The 16522-nt window shown below is 70.8% G+C and carries 12 protein-coding genes and 1 pseudogene; 7 read left to right on the top strand and 6 right to left on the bottom strand.

Features of this window, described 5'->3' with window-relative positions; genetic code table 11:
• Nucleotides 1–12: 12 nt before the first annotated feature.
• A complete protein-coding gene (locus ACLZN2_RS03450; protein WP_416976832.1) occupies nt 13–1038 on the top strand; it encodes an ATP-dependent 6-phosphofructokinase in 1026 nt (341 codons plus the stop codon).
• A 26-nt stretch (nt 1039–1064) separates the two neighbouring features.
• Nucleotides 1065–1514 (top strand): PPOX class F420-dependent oxidoreductase, encoded by a 450-nt coding sequence (locus ACLZN2_RS03445; RefSeq protein WP_416976831.1) that lies wholly within the window; start codon nt 1065–1067, stop codon nt 1512–1514.
• A 50-nt stretch (nt 1515–1564) separates the two neighbouring features.
• On the opposite strand, the gene ACLZN2_RS03440 is transcribed toward ACLZN2_RS03445, so the two are convergent.
• Both ACLZN2_RS03440 and ACLZN2_RS03435 read right to left on the bottom strand, forming a co-directional pair.
• Nucleotides 1565–2284 (bottom strand): response regulator, encoded by a 720-nt coding sequence (locus ACLZN2_RS03440; protein ID WP_416976830.1) that lies wholly within the window; start codon nt 2282–2284, stop codon nt 1565–1567.
• On the bottom strand, nt 2281–3906 hold the full coding sequence (locus ACLZN2_RS03435; protein WP_416976829.1) for an ATP-binding protein: 1626 nt from the start codon (nt 3904–3906) through the stop codon (nt 2281–2283). The genes ACLZN2_RS03440 and ACLZN2_RS03435 overlap by 4 nt, the downstream gene beginning before the upstream one ends.
• A gap of 122 nt (nt 3907–4028) precedes the next feature.
• Here ACLZN2_RS03435 and ACLZN2_RS03430 point away from each other — a divergent pair, with 122 nt between their 5' ends.
• From ACLZN2_RS03430 to ACLZN2_RS03410, 5 genes are all read left to right on the top strand, one after another.
• The gene (locus tag ACLZN2_RS03430; RefSeq protein WP_416977003.1) at nt 4029–5453 is read left to right on the top strand and encodes a cation:dicarboxylate symporter family transporter; all 1425 of its coding nucleotides are present in this window, start codon (nt 4029–4031) and stop codon (nt 5451–5453) included.
• Nucleotides 5454–5674: 221 nt separating this feature from the next.
• A complete protein-coding gene (locus ACLZN2_RS03425; RefSeq protein ID WP_416976828.1) occupies nt 5675–6061 on the top strand; it encodes a MerR family transcriptional regulator in 387 nt (128 codons plus the stop codon).
• 23 nt (nt 6062–6084) lie between these two features.
• Nucleotides 6085–6399 (top strand): thioredoxin, encoded by a 315-nt coding sequence (gene trxA / locus ACLZN2_RS03420; RefSeq protein ID WP_416977002.1) that lies wholly within the window; start codon nt 6085–6087, stop codon nt 6397–6399.
• A 201-nt stretch (nt 6400–6600) separates the two neighbouring features.
• Complete coding sequence (locus ACLZN2_RS03415; RefSeq protein WP_416976827.1) at nt 6601–8880, top strand: HelD family protein; 2280 nt, start codon at nt 6601–6603, stop codon at nt 8878–8880.
• 75 nt (nt 8881–8955) lie between these two features.
• The gene (locus ACLZN2_RS03410; protein WP_416976826.1) at nt 8956–10359 is read left to right on the top strand and encodes a cytochrome; all 1404 of its coding nucleotides are present in this window, start codon (nt 8956–8958) and stop codon (nt 10357–10359) included.
• On the opposite strand, the gene glgB is transcribed toward ACLZN2_RS03410, so the two are convergent.
• The 4 genes and pseudogenes from glgB to ACLZN2_RS03390 form a co-directional block, all read right to left on the bottom strand.
• Nucleotides 10356–12626 (bottom strand): 1,4-alpha-glucan branching enzyme, encoded by a 2271-nt coding sequence (gene glgB, locus ACLZN2_RS03405; RefSeq protein WP_416976825.1) that lies wholly within the window; start codon nt 12624–12626, stop codon nt 10356–10358. The genes ACLZN2_RS03410 and glgB overlap by 4 nt on opposite strands.
• A gap of 13 nt (nt 12627–12639) precedes the next feature.
• The gene (locus ACLZN2_RS03400; protein WP_416976824.1) at nt 12640–14019 is read right to left on the bottom strand and encodes a maltokinase N-terminal cap-like domain-containing protein; all 1380 of its coding nucleotides are present in this window, start codon (nt 14017–14019) and stop codon (nt 12640–12642) included.
• An 87-nt stretch (nt 14020–14106) separates the two neighbouring features.
• Nucleotides 14107–15807, bottom strand: a complete 1701-nt coding sequence (gene treS, locus ACLZN2_RS03395) for a maltose alpha-D-glucosyltransferase (protein WP_416976823.1) — start codon at nt 15805–15807, stop codon at nt 14107–14109.
• Nucleotides 15804–16522 (bottom strand): annotated as a pseudogene (locus ACLZN2_RS03390) (alpha-1,4-glucan--maltose-1-phosphate maltosyltransferase); the annotation flags it as partial. The pseudogene ACLZN2_RS03390 and the gene treS, both read right to left, overlap by 4 nt.

Raw genomic sequence — 16522 nt, 5'->3', positions numbered from 1 at the left:
AGACACAGCACGATGCGCATCGGAGTCCTCACGGCAGGCGGCGACTGCCCCGGCCTGAACGCAGTGATCCGGTCGGTGGTGCACCGCGCGGTCGACAACTACGGCGACGAGGTCATCGGCTTCGAGGACGGGTACGCCGGTCTCCTGGACGGCCGTTACCGAGGCCTCGACCTCAACGCGGTGAGCGGCATCCTGGCCCGCGGCGGCACGATCCTCGGCTCCTCGCGCCTGGAGCGCGACCGGCTGCGCGAGGCCTGCGAGGGCGCCTCGGACATGATCCACGACTTCGGTATCGACGCCCTGATCCCGATCGGCGGCGAGGGCACGCTGACGGCGGCGCGCATGCTGAGCGACGCCGGCCTCCCGGTGGTCGGCGTCCCGAAGACGATCGACAACGACATCTCCTCCACGGACCGCACCTTCGGCTTCGACACGGCGGTCGGCGTCGCCACGGAGGCGATGGACCGCCTGAAGACCACGGCCGAGTCCCACCAGCGTGTGATGGTCGTCGAGGTCATGGGCCGCCACGCGGGCTGGATCGCCCTGGAGTCCGGCATGGCGGCGGGCGCCCACGGCATCTGCCTGCCCGAGCGCCCCTTCGACCCCGCCGACCTGGTCAAGATGGTCGAGGAGCGCTTCGCGCGCGGCAAGAAGTTCGCCGTGGTGTGCGTCGCGGAGGGCGCCCACCCCGCCGAGGGGACCATGGACTACGGCAAGGGCGAGATCGACAAGTTCGGCCACGAGCGCTTCCAGGGCATCGGTACGGCCCTCGCGTACGAGCTGGAGAGGCGGCTCGGCAAGGAGGCCCGGCCGGTCATCCTCGGCCACGTCCAGCGCGGCGGCGTCCCCACGGCCTACGACCGCGTCCTCGCCACCCGCTTCGGCTGGCACGCGGTGGAGGCGGCTCACCGCGGCGAGTTCGGCATGATGACGGCCCTGCGCGGCACCGACGTGGTCATGGTTCCCCTGGCCGAGGCGGTCACCGAACTGAAGACCGTCCCCAAGGACCGCATGGACGAGGCGGAGTCGGTTTTCTAGCCGCTCTTCCGGGGGAGCGTCGCACCATGGACGCTCTCTACGAAGTGACCGGCAAGCTCGACGCCCACGTACGGGAGCGCGTGCTCGCACCCAACTTCTGGCACCTCGCCACGGTGGGCCCGGACGGCGCCCCCCAGGTCTCCCCGATGTGGGCGGACCTGGAGGGCGAGTACGTCATGGTCAACACGTCGATCGGCCGTGTGAAGGAACGCAATCTGCGCCGCAACCCCTGGGTGTCCCTCTCCCACCACGACACCGGGAATCCCTACGACCGCGTCGAGATACGCGGCCGGGTCGTGCGGTTCGTGGAGGGCGAGGAGGCGGAACGCGCCATGGACCGCCTCACCCAGAAGTACATCGGCGAGCCGCGCTACCCCTGGCTGCTGGAAGGGGAGCGGCGCGTGATGCTGCTCATCGAGCCGGTGAAGGTGCGCAGGGTGGTGGGCGTGGAGCCGTTCAGGGACGGGGTGTTGTAGGCGCCGAAGGCGTCGTACGGCCGGAGCGGCAGCCAGGAGAGCCGGAGGCCTCACCGGCCCTTCCCCGTCGCCCCCTTCACCCACCGGTACACCAACTCCGGCCTGCCCACCTGCCCGTACAACGGCTTGCGCTCGGCTCGGCCCGCCTCCACCAGATGCTCCAGGTACCGCCGGGCGGTGATCCGGGAGATCCCCACCGCCTCGGCCACACCGGCCGCGGTGAGGCCTTCCGGCGCGTTCCGGACGGCCTCCGTGACGCGTTCCAGGGTCGGGGCGCTCAGACCCTTGGGGAGGGCCGCGGGCGAAGGGGCGCGCAGGGCGGCGAGGGCGCGGTCGACCTCGTCCTGGCCGCTCGCCTCGCCGGCCGCTCCCCGGAACTCCGCGTAGCGGACCAGACGGTCGCGCAGGGTTGCGAAGGTGAACGGTTTCAGTACGTACTGGACGACGCCCAGGGAGACGCCCTCCCGGACGACGGTCAGATCGCGGGCCGACGTCACCGCGATGACGTCCGCGTGATAGCCCGCCGCCCGCAGGGAGCGGGCCAGTTGCAGCCCGTGCGCGTCCGGCAGGTGCAGATCGAGCAGCAGCAGGTCCACCGGCGTACGGTCCAGCAGGCGCCGCGCCTCCGCGCCCGTGTGCGCCTTTCCGACCGCGACGAAGCCCGGCACCCGCCCGACGTACATGACATGCGCGTCCGCGGCCACCGGATCGTCCTCGACGACCAGCACTCTGATGGGCTCACCGCCCGGTACTTCAGGCACTTCCGTCATCCCTCGCCTCCTGGCACCGCCGTCGCCCGCCGCAACGGCAGCCGCACCACGAACTCGGCCCCGCCCCCTTCCGCCTCCGCCACCGACAGCGTCCCCTCGTGCCGGTGCACGGCCTGCCGGACCAGGGCGAGACCAAGACCACGCCCCCCGGGACCCGACGGCTTCGTCGAGAAGCCCCGCTCGAAGACCAGGGAGGCGTGGGCAGGATCCACCCCCGCGCCCGTGTCCGCCACCCTCAGGAGCAACTCGTCTCCCCTCGTGCACGCGGTCACCGTGACCCGCGCCGGCACGCTGCCCTGCGCCGCGTCCACCGCGTTGTCGATGAGGTTGCCGAGGATGGTGACCAGGTCGCGGGCCGGCAGCGACCGGGGGAGCAGTCCGTCGTCGAGACCGCTGTCCTGCGACACCACCAGCTCCACGCCCCGCTCGTTCGCCTGGGCCGTCTTGCCCAGCAGCAGCGCCGCGAGGACCGGTTCGCTCACCGCCGCCACCACCTGGTCCGTCAGCGCCTGGGCAAGCTCCAGCTCCGCCGTCGCGAACTCGACCGCCTCCTCGGCCCGGCCCAGCTCGATCAGCGAGACCACGGTGTGCAGCCGGTTCGCCGCCTCGTGCGCCTGCGAGCGCAGCGCCTGGGTGAAGCCCCGCTCGGAGTCCAACTCGCCCATCAGGGACTGGAGTTCGGTGACGTCCCGGAGGGTCACGACCGTGCCCCGGCGTTCCCCGCCGGACACCGGTGAGGTGTTGACCACCAGCACCCGTGACGCCGTCAGATGCACCTCGTCCACCCGGGGCTCGGAGGCCAGCAGCGCCCCCGTCAGCGGGGCCGGCAGGCCCAGCTCCGCCACCGACCTGCCCACCACGTCCCCCGGCACCCCGAGCAGCTCCCGCCCGCCGTCGTTGATCAGCGCCACCCGGTACTGCCCGTCCAGCATCAGCAGCCCCTCGCGCACCGCGTGCAGCGCCGCCTCGTGGTAGTCGTGCATCCGGCTGAGCTCGGCCGCGTTCATGCCATGGGTGTGGCGGCGCAGGGAGGCGTTGATGACGTACGTGCCCACCGCGCCCAGCAGCAGCGCTCCGGCCGCCGCCGAGAACAGGGCCGTGACCTGGTCCTGGACCCGCTTGCTGATCGCCTCGACCTTGATGCCCGCGCTGACCAGCCCGATGATCTCGTCGCCGTCCTCGATCGGGGTGACCGCCCGCACGGACGCGCCCAGCGTGCCGGTGTACGTCTCGGTGAACGTGTCGCCCGCCAGGGCCTTCGCCGTGTTGCCCCGGAAGTGCAGGCCGATCTGGTCCTCGTCCGGGTGGGTCCAGCGGATGCCCTCCGGATTCATGATCGTCACGAAGTCGACCTCCGTGTCCTTCATGACGCGCAGGGCGTACGGCTGGAGCTCGGCGGTCGGGTTCGCCGTACGGATGGCCGAGCGCACGGACGGGGAGTCGGCGACCGAGCGGGCCACCGCCGTGGCCTGGCGGCCCGCGGCCTCCTCGGCCTGGGTGCGGTCGCTGACGTACGTGAACAGCGCGTACCCGGCCACGAGCACCGCTATGAGCACGGCCTGCATGGCGAAGAGCTGGCCGGCCAGGCTGCGGGGTCTCGGCACACGGACGGGAATGCGCATGTCGTCAGTGTGCCTCCCGTGTTAAGCGCGAACTAAATGAACGTAAGGGTGACCGCCCTCACAGCCCCGGAGATAGTCACTGCATTCCCCTTATCTCCCCGGACGTGAGCCGCACGCCGGTGATGCCGACGAAGACGTCAAGGAGGGCAGCCGTGGCCGCCAGCAGCACCCCCAGAACGGCACCTGCCGCACCCGCTGGGAAGCGGGACCGCACCCACTATCTCTACATCGCCGTCATCGCGGCGGTGGCGCTCGGCATCGCCGTCGGTCTGATCTGGCCCGACCTCGGCGTCGAGCTCAAGCCACTCGGTACCGGCTTCGTGAGCCTGATCAAGATGATGATCTCCCCGATCATCTTCTGCACGATCGTCCTCGGTATCGGCTCCGTACGGAAGGCCGCCAAGGTCGGCGCGGTCGGCGGTATCGCCCTCGGCTACTTCCTGGTGATGTCGCTGGTCGCGCTGAGCATCGGCCTCGTCGTCGGCAACATCCTGCACCCGGGCGACGGACTGCACCTGACCGACGCGATCAAGGCCACCGGCCACGACCAGGTCTCCGACGAGGCACTGCCGCCGGTCGAGTTCGTCCTGTCGATCATCCCGACGACGTTCCTGTCCGCCTTCACCGAGGGCCAGGTCCTGCAGACCCTGCTGGTCGCCCTGCTCGCCGGCTTCGCGCTGCAGGCCATGGGCGACGTCGGCCAGCCGGTGCTGCGCGGCATCGAGCACATCCAGCGGCTCGTGTTCCGCATCCTCGCCATGGTGATGTGGGCCGCCCCGATCGGTGCCTTCGGCGCCATCGCCGCGGTCGTCGGCTCGGCCGGTCTGGACGCGCTCAAGAGCCTCGCGGTCCTGATGCTCGGCTTCTACACCACCTGCTTCCTGTTCGTCTTCATCGTGCTGGCGACGCTGCTGCGGGTCGTCTCCGGGCTCAACATCCTCTCGCTGTTCAAGTACCTCGCCCGTGAGTTCCTGCTCATCCTGTCCACCTCCTCCTCCGAGTCCGCGCTGCCGCGCCTCATCGCGAAGATGGAGCACCTGGGCGTCAGCAAGCCCGTCGTCGGCATCACCGTCCCGACCGGCTACTCCTTCAACCTCGACGGCACCATGATCTACATGACCATGGCGTCCCTCTACATCGCCGACGCCCTCGGTACGCCGATGTCCATCGGTGAGCAGATCCCGCTGCTGCTCTTCCTGCTCCTCGCCTCCAAGGGCGCGGCGGGCGTCAGCGGCGCCGGTCTGGCCACGCTGGCCGGTGGTCTGCAGTCCCACAAGCCGGCCCTGGTGGACGGCGTCGGCCTGATCGTCGGCATCGACCGCTTCATGAGCGAGGCCCGCGCCCTGACGAACTTCGCGGGCAACGCGGTCGCCACCGTCCTGGTCGGCACCTGGACCAAGGAGATCGACAAGGACCGCGTCCGGCAGGTGCTCGCCGGGGAGCTGCCCTTCGACGAGAAGACCCTGCTCGACGAGGGCGAGACGGTCACCGGCGGCGAGGTGCCCGAGCCCCGTGAAGAGGGCGAGAAGGAACTCGCCAAGGCCTGACGGGCCGCACCCCGACGCAACACCCTTCGCAGGACCCTTCGCAGGACCCCCCGAACCCCGGGTGTCCGGCCCCGCCTGAACCGGGGCCGGACACCCGGACAAGGCCCGGGCGGCTGAGTGCTCCCCCGTAGCTCAGCCGCCCGGCTTCTTTTTGTGCCCGCAACGATGCGGGGAGCAGCGCTCTTGCCTTGACGTCGGCGTCAAGTCGTACGTTCGTACGCATGCGAATCGGCGAGCTGGCCGCACGGGCCGGGACCACCACGCGGACGCTGCGGTACTACGAGTCGCGGGGGCTGCTGCCCGCGCGGCGCGGGGAGAACGGCCACCGGACCTACGACGAGGACGACCTGAAGCTGCTGCGGCAGATCAGGACGCTGCAGGACTTCGGGTTCGACCTGGAGGAGACCCGGCCGTTCGTGGAGTGTCTGCGGGCCGGTCACCCCGAGGGCGACTCGTGCCCGGCGTCGCTCGCGGTCTACCGGCGCAAGCTGGACGAGCTTGACGCGCTGATCGGGGAACTGCGGTCGATCAGGGCCCGGATCGGAGTGCGGCTGGCCACGGCCGGGGGCGAACCACCGTTGTGCGAACTGGGAGGGCAGGAGCTGTGATCGAAGTGAACGGTGTGGACGGTGTGGCCGCGGTGACGGACGCGGACTTCGCGTCGGAGGTACTGGGGGCGGATCTGCCGGTGCTGGTGGAGTTCACCGCCGACTGGTGTCCGCCGTGCCGGCAGATGGCGCCGGTGCTGAAGGCGCTCGCCTTCGAGGAGGGGGACCGGCTGAAGGTGGTGCAGCTGAACGTGGACCACAATCCGGAGACGACCAATGCCTACAAGGTGCTGTCGATGCCGACGTTCATGCTGTTCCGGGGCGGTGAGCCGGTGAAGGCGATGGTGGGCGCCCGCCCGAAGCGCCGCCTCCTCGAGGAGCTGTCGGACGTGCTCTGACCCGTCTCCAGCCCGCCTCTCACCCGTCTCCGACCTGGTGCGATGCAAAAGAAATCCCCCGGGCGATTGCGCTCGGGGGATTTCTGTGCGTATATTCATTGGTTCGTGACTTCGGGATTATCGAGTCACAAAAAAATTCAGTGAGCACAGTATATCCGGGCGGGAGCGGAATTGTCAAACACCGGCTTTCCAGACAGTGAATTGCGGCGCGAGCAGGAATTCATCGACCGCCTGTACGCCCGTGTGGACGCCCTGCGCGGTGACACCGAGGCCTCCGTCGGCGACGCGCTCGCCCAGGGCAGCACGCCCAGGCAGGCCCGACTGGAGCGGGACATCCTGGTCGCCGAGCGCTCGGGGCTGCTGGCCGCGCTCAACGCCGTGGAGGGCTCGCTCTGCTTCGGCCGGATCGACCTCTCCCCCACTCTCGAATCCGCTCGAGCGGGGGGACCCCCATCGGGCGTCAGCCACCACATCGGCCGGATCGGGCTGCGCGCCGACGACACCGACCGCACCCCGATGCTGATCGACTGGCGCGCGGACGTGGCCCGCCCGTTCTACCTGGCCACCGGCCACACCCCGCTCGGCCTGCGCCGCCGCCGGCACCTGGCCACCGAGGGCCGCCGGGTCACCGCCCTGCACGACGAGATCCTCGACCTCGGCGACCGCGAGCGCACCGGCCACGAGGACCCCGCAGGCGACGACGTCCTGCTCGCCGCGCTGGACGCCGCGCGCACCGGCCGGATGCACGACATCGTGCAGACCATCCAGGCCGAGCAGGACGAGATCATCCGCGCCCCGCACCGGGGCGTCCTCGTCGTCGAGGGCGGCCCCGGCACCGGCAAGACCGCCGTCGCCCTGCACCGCGCCGCCTACCTCCTCTACGAGCACCGCGAACTCCTCGCCAAACGCGCCGTCCTCATCGTCGGCCCCAACCCCGCCTTCCTCGGCTACATCGGCGAGGTGCTGCCCTCCCTCGGTGAGACGGGCGTGCTGCTCGCGACGGTCGGCGAACTGTTCCCCGGCGTGCGGGCGACGGCCACGGACACCCGCGAGGCCGCCGCGGTCAAGGGCCGCGCCGACATGGCGGACGTGCTCGCCGAGGTCGTCCGCGACTGGCAGTCGCTGCCCGATCCGGTGATCGCGATCGAGCACGACCGGGAGGTCCTGATGCTCGACGACGGCCTGGTGAAGGTCGCCCGCGAGCGCACCCGGGCCGCGCGACTGCCGCACAACGTGGCCCGGGAGCACTTCGAGGGCCACATCCTCAACACCCTCACCGAGCTGTACGCCGAACGCGTCGGCACCGACCCCTACGACGGCTCCAGCCTCCTCGACGCCTCCGACATCACGCAGATCCGCGACGAGCTCGCCGAGAACCCCGAGGTGTGGGCCGCCGTCGACCAGCTGTGGCCGCGGCTGACCCCGCAGCGCCTGGTCGCCGACTTCCTCGCCGACCCCGTCGGCCACCTCCCCGACGAGGACGCGGCCGCCGTACGGCGCCCCGTGACCCGGGCCTGGACCGTGGCCGACGTACCGCTGCTCGACGAGGCCGCCGAACTGCTCGGCGTGGACGAGCGGGTGGCGCGGGCGCGCGCGGAACGGGAGCGCGAGACGCAGGTGGCGTACGCGCAGGGCGTGCTCGACGTGTCGTACGCCTCCCGGACCTACGAGTTCGAGGACAAGCAGGACGACGATCCGGACGCCTCCGAGGTGCTGTCCGCGCACGACATCATCGACGCCGAACGGTTCGCCGAGCGGCAGGAGGAGGACGACCACCGCAGCGCCGCCGAGCGCGCCGCCGCCGACCGGACCTGGGCGTTCGGGCACATCATCGTCGACGAGGCGCAGGAGCTGTCCCCGATGGCCTGGCGGCTGCTCATGCGGCGCAGCCCCACCCGCTCGATGACCCTGGTCGGCGACCCCGCGCAGACCGCCGAGGCGGCCGGCGTCGGCTCCTGGGCGAAGATCCTCCAGCCGTACGTCGAGGACCGCTGGGAGCACACCCGCCTCGGCGTCAACTACCGCACCCCCGCCGAGATCATGGAGGTCGCCGCGGCCGTCGTACGCGCCGAGAACCCGGACTTCGAGCCGCCGAGTTCGGTACGGTCCACCGGCGTACGGCCCTGGGCGCGCGCCACCGACGACCTGCCCGGCGCCGTCGCCGAGGCGGTGGAGGAGCTGACGCCCGCCGAGGGCCGGCTCGCCGTCATCGCCCCGCGCCACCTGCACCGCAGGCTGGCCGCCAGGCTGGACGGGGTCACGGCGGGCGCCGAGCCGGATCTCACCCGGACCGTCGTCCTGCTCGACCCCCGCCAGTCCAAGGGCCTCGAATTCGACTCGGTCCTGGTGGTCGAACCGGGCCTCTACGGCACCAGCGACCTCTACGTCGCCCTCACCCGGGCCACCCAGCGACTCGGCGTGGTCCATACCAAGGGGCTGCCGAAGGCGCTGGTGACAGCCCTGGTGACGGACCTGACGTAACGCGGGATCACCAAGACGTAACAGTTCGTGCCGTGATCACTGCGTGTGCACGACCGGTGCGGTAAGCGTTGCCGTATGGAAGCCCAGCCCCACGCCACCGCACCGGCCGACAGCCCCACCCTCGGCTCGCTGGCCGTCCAGCCGCTGCTCACCGCGGAGTTCGACGCCGACCCCGGCGCGGTGTACCGGCGGCTGCGGGCCACCTACGGCCCGGTGGCGCCCGTCGGCCTCATGGGCGTACCGGTGTGGCTGGTCCTGGACTACCGGGAGGTCCTGGAGGTCCTGAAGAACGAGAGCCGGTGGCGGCGGGACGTACGGCACTGGAGGGCGCGGGCGCAGGGCGAACTGCCGCACGACTGGCCGCTCCTCGCGGGCTACGAGGTACGCCAGATGATGTTCATGGACGACGAGGAGCACCGCGCCGCCCGCCGCACCCACCACGCGGCCCTGCGCCCCTTCCAGGACCCCAAGAGCCCCGTCGGCTGGGAACTGCGCCAGGCCGTCGCCCGCTACGCCGACGAACTGGTCGCCCTGCTCGCCGCCGAGTCGGGCCGCACCGGCCACTGCGACCTCGGCGCCCAGTACACCCGGCCGCTGCTGCTGATGGTCACCACGAAACTCTTCGGCTGCCCGGTCGACCTCGGCGACGAACTCGTCATGGACCTGTGGCGGATGCTGGACGGCGGCCCCGACGCGGGCCCCGCCACCGGCCGGGCACTGGCCGCCTTCACCCGCCTCGCCGCCCACCGCCGCGCCCGCCCCGGCGACGACCTCACCTCGTACTTCATGCTCGCCGACCCGGAACTCTCCGACGAACAGCTCGGCCGGGAGCTGTTCATGAACGCCGTCTACCTCAACGACATCACCGGCAACATGGTCCTCAACACCCTGCTGGAGGTGCTGCGCGGCAACGCCACGGTCCGCCGCAGCCTGTCGGCGGGCCAGCTCGGCGAGACCGTCAACCGGGCCGCCCTCGCCAACCCTCCGGTCGCCAACATGTGCTTCCGCTTCGCGGCGAGGGACGTGCGGCTCGGCCGGTTCTGGATCCGCGCGGGCGACATCGTCTCCCCCTCCTCGGCCGCCGCCCACCAGGACCTGCTGGCCATCGGCGCCTCCACGATGGTCGGCTCCACCGTCTCCACCCGCGCCCACCTCGGCTGGGGAGCGGGCCCCCACCAGTGCCCGAGCGCGGCCCGCGAACTCGGCGCCCTGATCGTCACCACCGCCGTCGGCCGCGTCTTCGACCACTTCACCCAGGCCGAACTCACCCTCCCGCCCGACCAGTTGCCCTGGCGCTCGGGCCCGGTGGTCCGGGGCCTGAAGGTCCTCCCGGTCCGCTACGAGCTGTCCGACGACGCCCACGCACTCCACCGCCCCGACCCGGACCGGCTCCCCGCCGCCCCTCACCAGGAGAGCCAGGCGAGGGGCCTGCTGGCGGCGCTGCGCCGGCTGATGTTCGGCGGCAAGAAAGAAAGCTAGGCCGGTCGCAGCCACACCGTCGCGAGTGGCGGCAGCGTCAGCCGGACGCTCGCCGGGCGGCCGTGCCACGGCTGGGGCTCCGGCTTCACCGGGTCGGACCGGACGACGCCGCTGCCGCCGTACCGCTCGCCGTCGGTGTTGAGGACCTCGTGCCACGCCGGGATGTCGTCGGGGACGCCGAGCCGGTAGTCGTGGCGGACGACGGGGGAGAGGTTGGAGACGGCCAGGACAGGGGCGCCCTCGGCGTCGTGGCGCAGGAAGGCGAAGACGTTGTCGTCGGCGGCGTCCCCGACCACCCACTCGAAGCCCGCCGGGTCGGTGTCCCGCTGCCACAGCGCGGGCGCGGCCCGGTAGGCCGTGTTGAGGTCGCGGACCAGGTCGCGCACCCCACGGTGGTCGGGCTCGGCCCCGTACGCCGAGTCCAGCAGCCACCAGTCCGGCCCGTGCGCCTCCGACCACTCCGCGCCCTGGGCGAACTCCTGCCCCATGAAGAGGAGCTGTTTGCCGGGGTGCGCCCACATGAAGCCCAGGTAGGCCCGTAGGTTGGCGCGCTGCTGCCACCAGTCGCCGGGCATCTTCGACACCAGGGAGCGCTTGCCGTGCACGACCTCGTCGTGGGAGATCGGCAGGACGTAGTTCTCGCTGTACGCGTACACCATCGAGAAGGTCATCTCGTGGTGGTGGTACTTGCGGTGCACGGGCTCATGCGCGATGTACTGCAGCGAGTCGTGCATCCAGCCCATGTTCCACTTCAGGCCGAAGCCCAGCCCGCCGAAGCCGCTCGGGCCGCGGTGGTGGGTGGCCCGGGTGACACCGTCCCAGGCGGTCGACTCCTCGGCGATCGTCACGACCCCCGGGTTGCGCCGGTACACCGTCGCGTTCATCTCCTGGAGGAAGGCGACGGCGTCCAGGTTCTCCCGCCCGCCGTGCTCGTTCGGCGTCCACTGGCCCGGCTCGCGCGAGTAGTCGAGGTACAGCATCGAGGCGACGGCGTCCACCCGCAGCCCGTCGATGTGGAACTCCTCGCACCAGTACACCGCGTTGGCCACCAGGAAGTTGCGCACCTCGCGCCGCCCGAAGTCGAACTCCAGCGTCCCCCAGTCGGGGTGGGCGGCGCGCAGGGGGTCCTCGTGCTCGTACAGCGGCCGTCCGTCGAACTCCGCCAGCGCCCACTCGTCGCGCGGGAAGTGCGCGGGCACCCAGTCCATGAGGACGCCGATGCCTGCTTGGTGCAGCGCGTCGACCAGGTGCTTGAAGTCGTCGGGGGTGCCGAGCCGGGCCGTGGGCGCGTAGAAACCGGTGACCTGGTAACCCCAGGAGCCGCCGAAGGGATGCTCGGCGACCGGCATCAGCTCGACATGCGTGAAGCCCAGATCCCTGACATAGGAGGGGAGTTGATCAGCAAGTTGGCGGTACGTCAGACCGGGTCGCCAGGAGGGGAGATGGACCTCGTAGACCGAGAACGGCGCCTCGTGCACGGGTATCCCGCCCCGCCCCGCCAGCCACTCCTCGTCACCCCACTCGTAGCGCGAGGCGTGCACGATCGACGAGGTCGCCGGCGGCACCTCCGTGCGCCGGGCCAGCGGATCGGCGCGCAGGGTGTGCGAGCCGTCCGGGCGGGCGATGTCGAACTTGTACAGCTCACCCTCGCCGACCCCCGGCACGAACAGCTCCCACACCCCGGACGAGCCCAGCGAACGCATCGGATGCCCGGTGCCGTCCCAGAAGTTGAAGGACCCGGCCACCCGCACCCCGCGCGCGTTCGGCGCCCACACCGAGAACCGGGTGCCGGTCACGCCCTCGTGGACCGTCGGGTGCGCGCCGAGCACCGTCCACAGCTCCTCGTGCCGGCCCTCGCCGATCAGATGCAGGTCCAGGTCGCCCAGCGTGGGCAGGAAGCGGTACGCGTCCTCGGTCTCCAGGGTCGTGCCCTCGTACTCCACCAGCAGCCGGTACGCCGGGACCTCCGTCAGCGGCAGCAGCACGGAGAAGAAACCGTCCCCGTCGTCGTGCAGCTCCGCCCGCAGCCCGCCCGCGACGACCGTGACCGACCGCGCGTACGGCCTCAGGGCACGGAAGGCGATCCCGCCGGACACCGGGTGCGCGCCCAGCACGGCGTGCGGATCGTGATGCGTGCCGTGCAGCAGGCGCTCGCGGTCGACGGCGTCCGGGGAGGAGGAGAAGGCCTGCGCCGGCGGTTCCGCCGGAGGTTTCCCCTTCCTCCCGTTCTTCCCGGCGGCCTTCTTGCCCTTCTTCGGGGGAGTCACGTGCGGGGCCTCCTCAAGGCAGATCGGGTGCGGCGAGGCGGTGTATCGCGGACAGCGGGACGGGCAGCCAGTCGGGGCGGTGCCGGGCCTCGTAGACGACCTCGTAGACCGCCTTGTCCGTCTCGAAGGCCCGCAGCAGCACCGGATCCGTGCGCGGATCGCGGCCCGCCGCCTCGGCGTACCCCGAGCAGTACGCCGCCCGGCAGGCGTGCGCCCAGCCGGGCGCAGGCCGCTCGCACGAGTGTGCCGCGTAGTCGAAGGACCGCAGCATGCCCGCCACGTCCCGCACCGCCGGCTGCGGCATCCTGCGCTCGGCCGGTGGCCGGGCCGGCTCGCCCTCGAAGTCGATCAGCGACCACTGTCCGGACGGCGCCTGCAGACACTGCCCGAGATGCAGATCGCCGTGCACGCGCTGCGCGGTCCACGTGTGCCCCTCGGCCGCCAGGTCCGCCAGCGCGGTGAAGGCCGTGCGCAGCGCGGGCGCGTACGGCCGCAGCGCCGGCACCGCCTGCGCCGCCGCCTCCAGCCGTACGACCATCCCGTCGACCATCGGCCGTATCTGCGCCGGTCCGAGCGTCACCGTGGGCAGCGCGCGGGCGAGCGCCCCGTGCACCTCGGCGGTGGCCCGCCCCAGCGCCCGCGCCTCCGCGCCGAAGTCCTCCCCCTTCGCCAGCTCCCGCAGCGCCAGCTCCCAGCCGTCCGTCGCGCCCTGCACATAGGGCTGGAGCACCCCGAGGACGTACGCGTCGGTGTCGACGTCCATCTCCATCCAGGCCGTCGGCGCGGGCACCCGGGGGCAGCCCTCGCGGGCCAGCGCCAGCGGCAGCTCCAGGTCGGGATTGACGCCGGGCGCGACCCGGCGGAACAGCTTCAGAATGAACGTATCTCCGTAGACGACGGACGAGTTCGACTGCTCGGCGGTGATCAGGCGCGGGACCAGACCCGACCGGATCTCCTGCTCCGGGTCGCCTTCGCAGCGCAGGGCGCCGATCCGGGCCCGGGAGCGCAGCGCCTCCAGCAGCAGCTCGGCGGGCCGGGTGTCGTACAGGGCGTCGTACACGGTCCGCCCGGCGAGCGGCCCGTCGGTCACATGGCCGATCAGCGCGGGCGCCAGCCGGGGCGGGAGGGCCTCGCGCACGCCGATCAGCAGCTGGTAGCGGTCGCCGGGGCCGTCCGGCTGGTGGGCGCGCAACAGCAGGTGGTACAGGCCGAGCCGGGCGCCGGCCGGCAGCAGCTCGGTGGCCGCGACCAACGAGAACCCGGTGACCGGACGCCCCTTGCCGGCGAACCAGCGCTGCCGGGGGAGCCACTCCCGCAGCAGCGGGTCCAGTGATGCGAGGAGGTGGGGGCTGGTCGTGCCGGAACCGCCGGAACGTGTGACAGTCTTCGCCATGGCGCCACATTCCTTTCCCCGGGTGGTCGGGGTGTTACTGATGCGTGCCCCGGGCGGGACGGGGGAAACCGCCCCGCCGCCGGGCTTCTAGGCGGCTTCCCTGCGGAGCCGGAACCAGTAGAAGCCGTGTCCCGCCAGGGTGAGCAGGTAGGGCAGCTCGCCGATGGCCGGGAAGCGCACCCCGCCGAACAGCTCGACCGGGTGGCGCCCGTTGAACCGGCTCAGGTCCAGTTCCGTGGGCTGTGCGAAGCGCGAGAAGTTGTGCACGCACAGCACCAGGTCGTCCTCGTAGTCGCGCAGGAACGCGAGTACGGCCGGGTTGGTGGAGGGCAGTTCGGTGTACGTCCCGAGACCGAAGGCCGGGTTCTGCTTGCGGATCTCGATCATCCGGCGCGTCCAGTGCAGCAGCGAGGAGGGCGACGACATGGACGCCTCGACGTTGGTGACCTGGTAGCCGTAGACGGGGTCCATGATGGTCGGCAGATAGAGCCGCCCGGGGTCACTGGAGGAAAAACCCGCGTTACGGTCCGGTGTCCACTGCATCGGGGTGCGGACGGCGTCGCGGTCGCCGAGCCAGATGTTGTCGCCCATGCCGATCTCGTCGCCGTAGTAGAGGATCGGCGAGCCGGGCAGCGACAGGAGGAGAGCCGTGAACAGCTCGATCTGGTTGCGGTCGTTGTCCAGCAGGGGAGCGAGGCGGCGGCGGATGCCGATGTTGGCGCGCATCCGCGGGTCTTTGGCGTATTCCGCGTACATGTAGTCGCGTTCCTCGTCCGTGACCATTTCGAGGGTGAGCTCGTCGTGGTTGCGGAGGAAGATGCCCCACTGGCAGTTGGACGGAATGGCGGGCGTCTTGGCGAGGATCTCCGAGACCGGGTAGCGGGATTCCCGTCGTACGGCCATGAAGATGCGCGGCATGACGGGGAAGTGGAACGCCATGTGGCATTCGTCGCCGCCGGAGGCGTAGTCGCCGAAGTAGTCGACGACGTCCTCGGGCCACTGGTTGGCCTCCGCCAGGATCACCGTGTCCGGGTAGTGGGCGTCGATCTCCTTGCGGACCCGTTTGAGGAACTCATGGGTTGCCGGAAGGTTTTCGCAGTTGGTGCCCTCCTGCGCGTACAGATACGGCACCGCGTCCAGCCGGAACCCGTCGATGCCGAGGTCCAGCCAGAACCGCAGCGCCGAGATCATCTCCTCCTGCACGGCCGGGTTCTCGTAGTTGAGGTCGGGCTGGTGGGAGAAGAAGCGGTGGAAGAAGTACTGCTTGCGGACGGGGTCGAAGGTCCAGTTGGAGACCTCGGTGTCGACGAAGATGATGCGGGCGTCGCCGTACTGTTTGTCGTCGTCGGCCCACATGTAGTAGTCGCCGTAGGGCCCGTCGGGGTCCTTTCTCGACTCCTGGAACCACGGGTGCTGGTCGCTGGTGTGGTTCATGACGAAGTCGATGATCACGCGCATGCCCCGCTGGTGGGCGGCGTCCACGAACTCCACGAAGTCCGCGAGGTCGCCGAATTCGGGGAGGACGGAGGTGTAGTCGGAGACGTCGTACCCGCCGTCGCGGAGCGGGGACTTGAAGAAGGGCGGCAGCCAGAGGCAGTCGACACCGAGCCATTGCAGGTAGTCGAGTTTGGCGGTGATGCCCTTGAGGTCGCCGACGCCGTCGCCGTTGCTGTCCTGGAAGGAGCGGACGAGGACTTCGTAGAAGACGGCGCGTTTGAACCAGTCGGGGTCGCGGTCCTTGGCGGGGGTGTCCTCGAACGTGTCCGGAACGGGCTCGTTGACGATCATCGTGTGGGTGACCCTCCGATCTGCGGGTTGGACGGTCGCAGGACGGTGAGGACGTGCGCGGGCCGGGTGCCCGGTTCCAGGCGCACGTAGTTGGCCCTGCCCCAGTGATAGGTCTCGCCGGTGAGCTGATCGCACACCGGCACCGACTCGTGCCAGTCCAGGCCGAGTTGCGGCATGTCCAACGAGACCGTCGCCTCCTGGGTGTGGTGGGGGTCGAGACTGACGACCACCAGAACCGTGTTCGAACCGCTCTTCTTCGAGTAGGCGATCACCTCTTCCTTGTCGGTGTGGTGGAAGCGCAGATTGCGCAGGGCGTGCAGGGCGGGGTTGGCCCGCCGGATCTCGTTGAGGCGGGTGATGAGGGGCGCCAGCGTGTCGGGGGTGTCCCAGTCGCGTGGCCTGAGCTGGTATTTCTCGGAGTCGAGGTATTCCTCGCTGCCGGGGCGCAGGGGGGTGTTCTNGCAGAGTTCGTAGCCGCTGTAGATGCCCCAGGTGGGGGAGAGGGTGGCGGCGAGGACGGCGCGGACGGCGAAGGCGGGCTTGCCGCCGTGCTGGAGGTAGGCGTGGAGGATGTCGGGGGTGTTGGCGAAGAGGTTGGGCCGCATGTAGGAGGCGGTGTCGCCCGAGAGGTCGGTGAGGTACTCGGTCAGTTCCTGTTTGGTGTTGCGCCAGGTGAAGTAGGTGTAGGACTGCTGGAAGCCGATCTGGGCGAGGG

Origin of the sequence: Streptomyces sp. T028, assembly GCF_048159505.1 — a bacterium.
Classification (GTDB): Bacteria; Actinomycetota; Actinomycetes; order Streptomycetales; family Streptomycetaceae; genus Streptomyces.
The sequence above is the reverse complement of the archived record's forward strand: the minus strand, read 5'-3'. Positions and strand labels throughout refer to the sequence as shown.

Bases quoted from the DNA above. Each gene is read 5' to 3' on its own strand.
- ACLZN2_RS03450 (WP_416976832.1), top strand. From the start codon at position 13: ATGCGCATCGGAGTCCTCACGGCAGGCGGCGACTGCCCCGGCCTGAAC.
- ACLZN2_RS03445 (WP_416976831.1), top strand. From the start codon at position 1,065: ATGGACGCTCTCTACGAAGTGACCGGCAAGCTCGACGCCCACGTACGG.
- ACLZN2_RS03440 (WP_416976830.1), bottom strand. From the start codon at position 2,284: ATGACGGAAGTGCCTGAAGTACCGGGCGGTGAGCCCATCAGAGTGCTG.
- ACLZN2_RS03435 (WP_416976829.1), bottom strand. From the start codon at position 3,906: ATGCGCATTCCCGTCCGTGTGCCGAGACCCCGCAGCCTGGCCGGCCAG.
- ACLZN2_RS03430 (WP_416977003.1), top strand. From the start codon at position 4,029: ATGCCGACGAAGACGTCAAGGAGGGCAGCCGTGGCCGCCAGCAGCACC.
- ACLZN2_RS03425 (WP_416976828.1), top strand. From the start codon at position 5,675: ATGCGAATCGGCGAGCTGGCCGCACGGGCCGGGACCACCACGCGGACG.
- ACLZN2_RS03410 (WP_416976826.1), top strand. From the start codon at position 8,956: ATGGAAGCCCAGCCCCACGCCACCGCACCGGCCGACAGCCCCACCCTC.
- ACLZN2_RS03400 (WP_416976824.1), bottom strand. From the start codon at position 14,019: ATGGCGAAGACTGTCACACGTTCCGGCGGTTCCGGCACGACCAGCCCC.
- treS (WP_416976823.1), bottom strand. From the start codon at position 15,807: ATGATCGTCAACGAGCCCGTTCCGGACACGTTCGAGGACACCCCCGCC.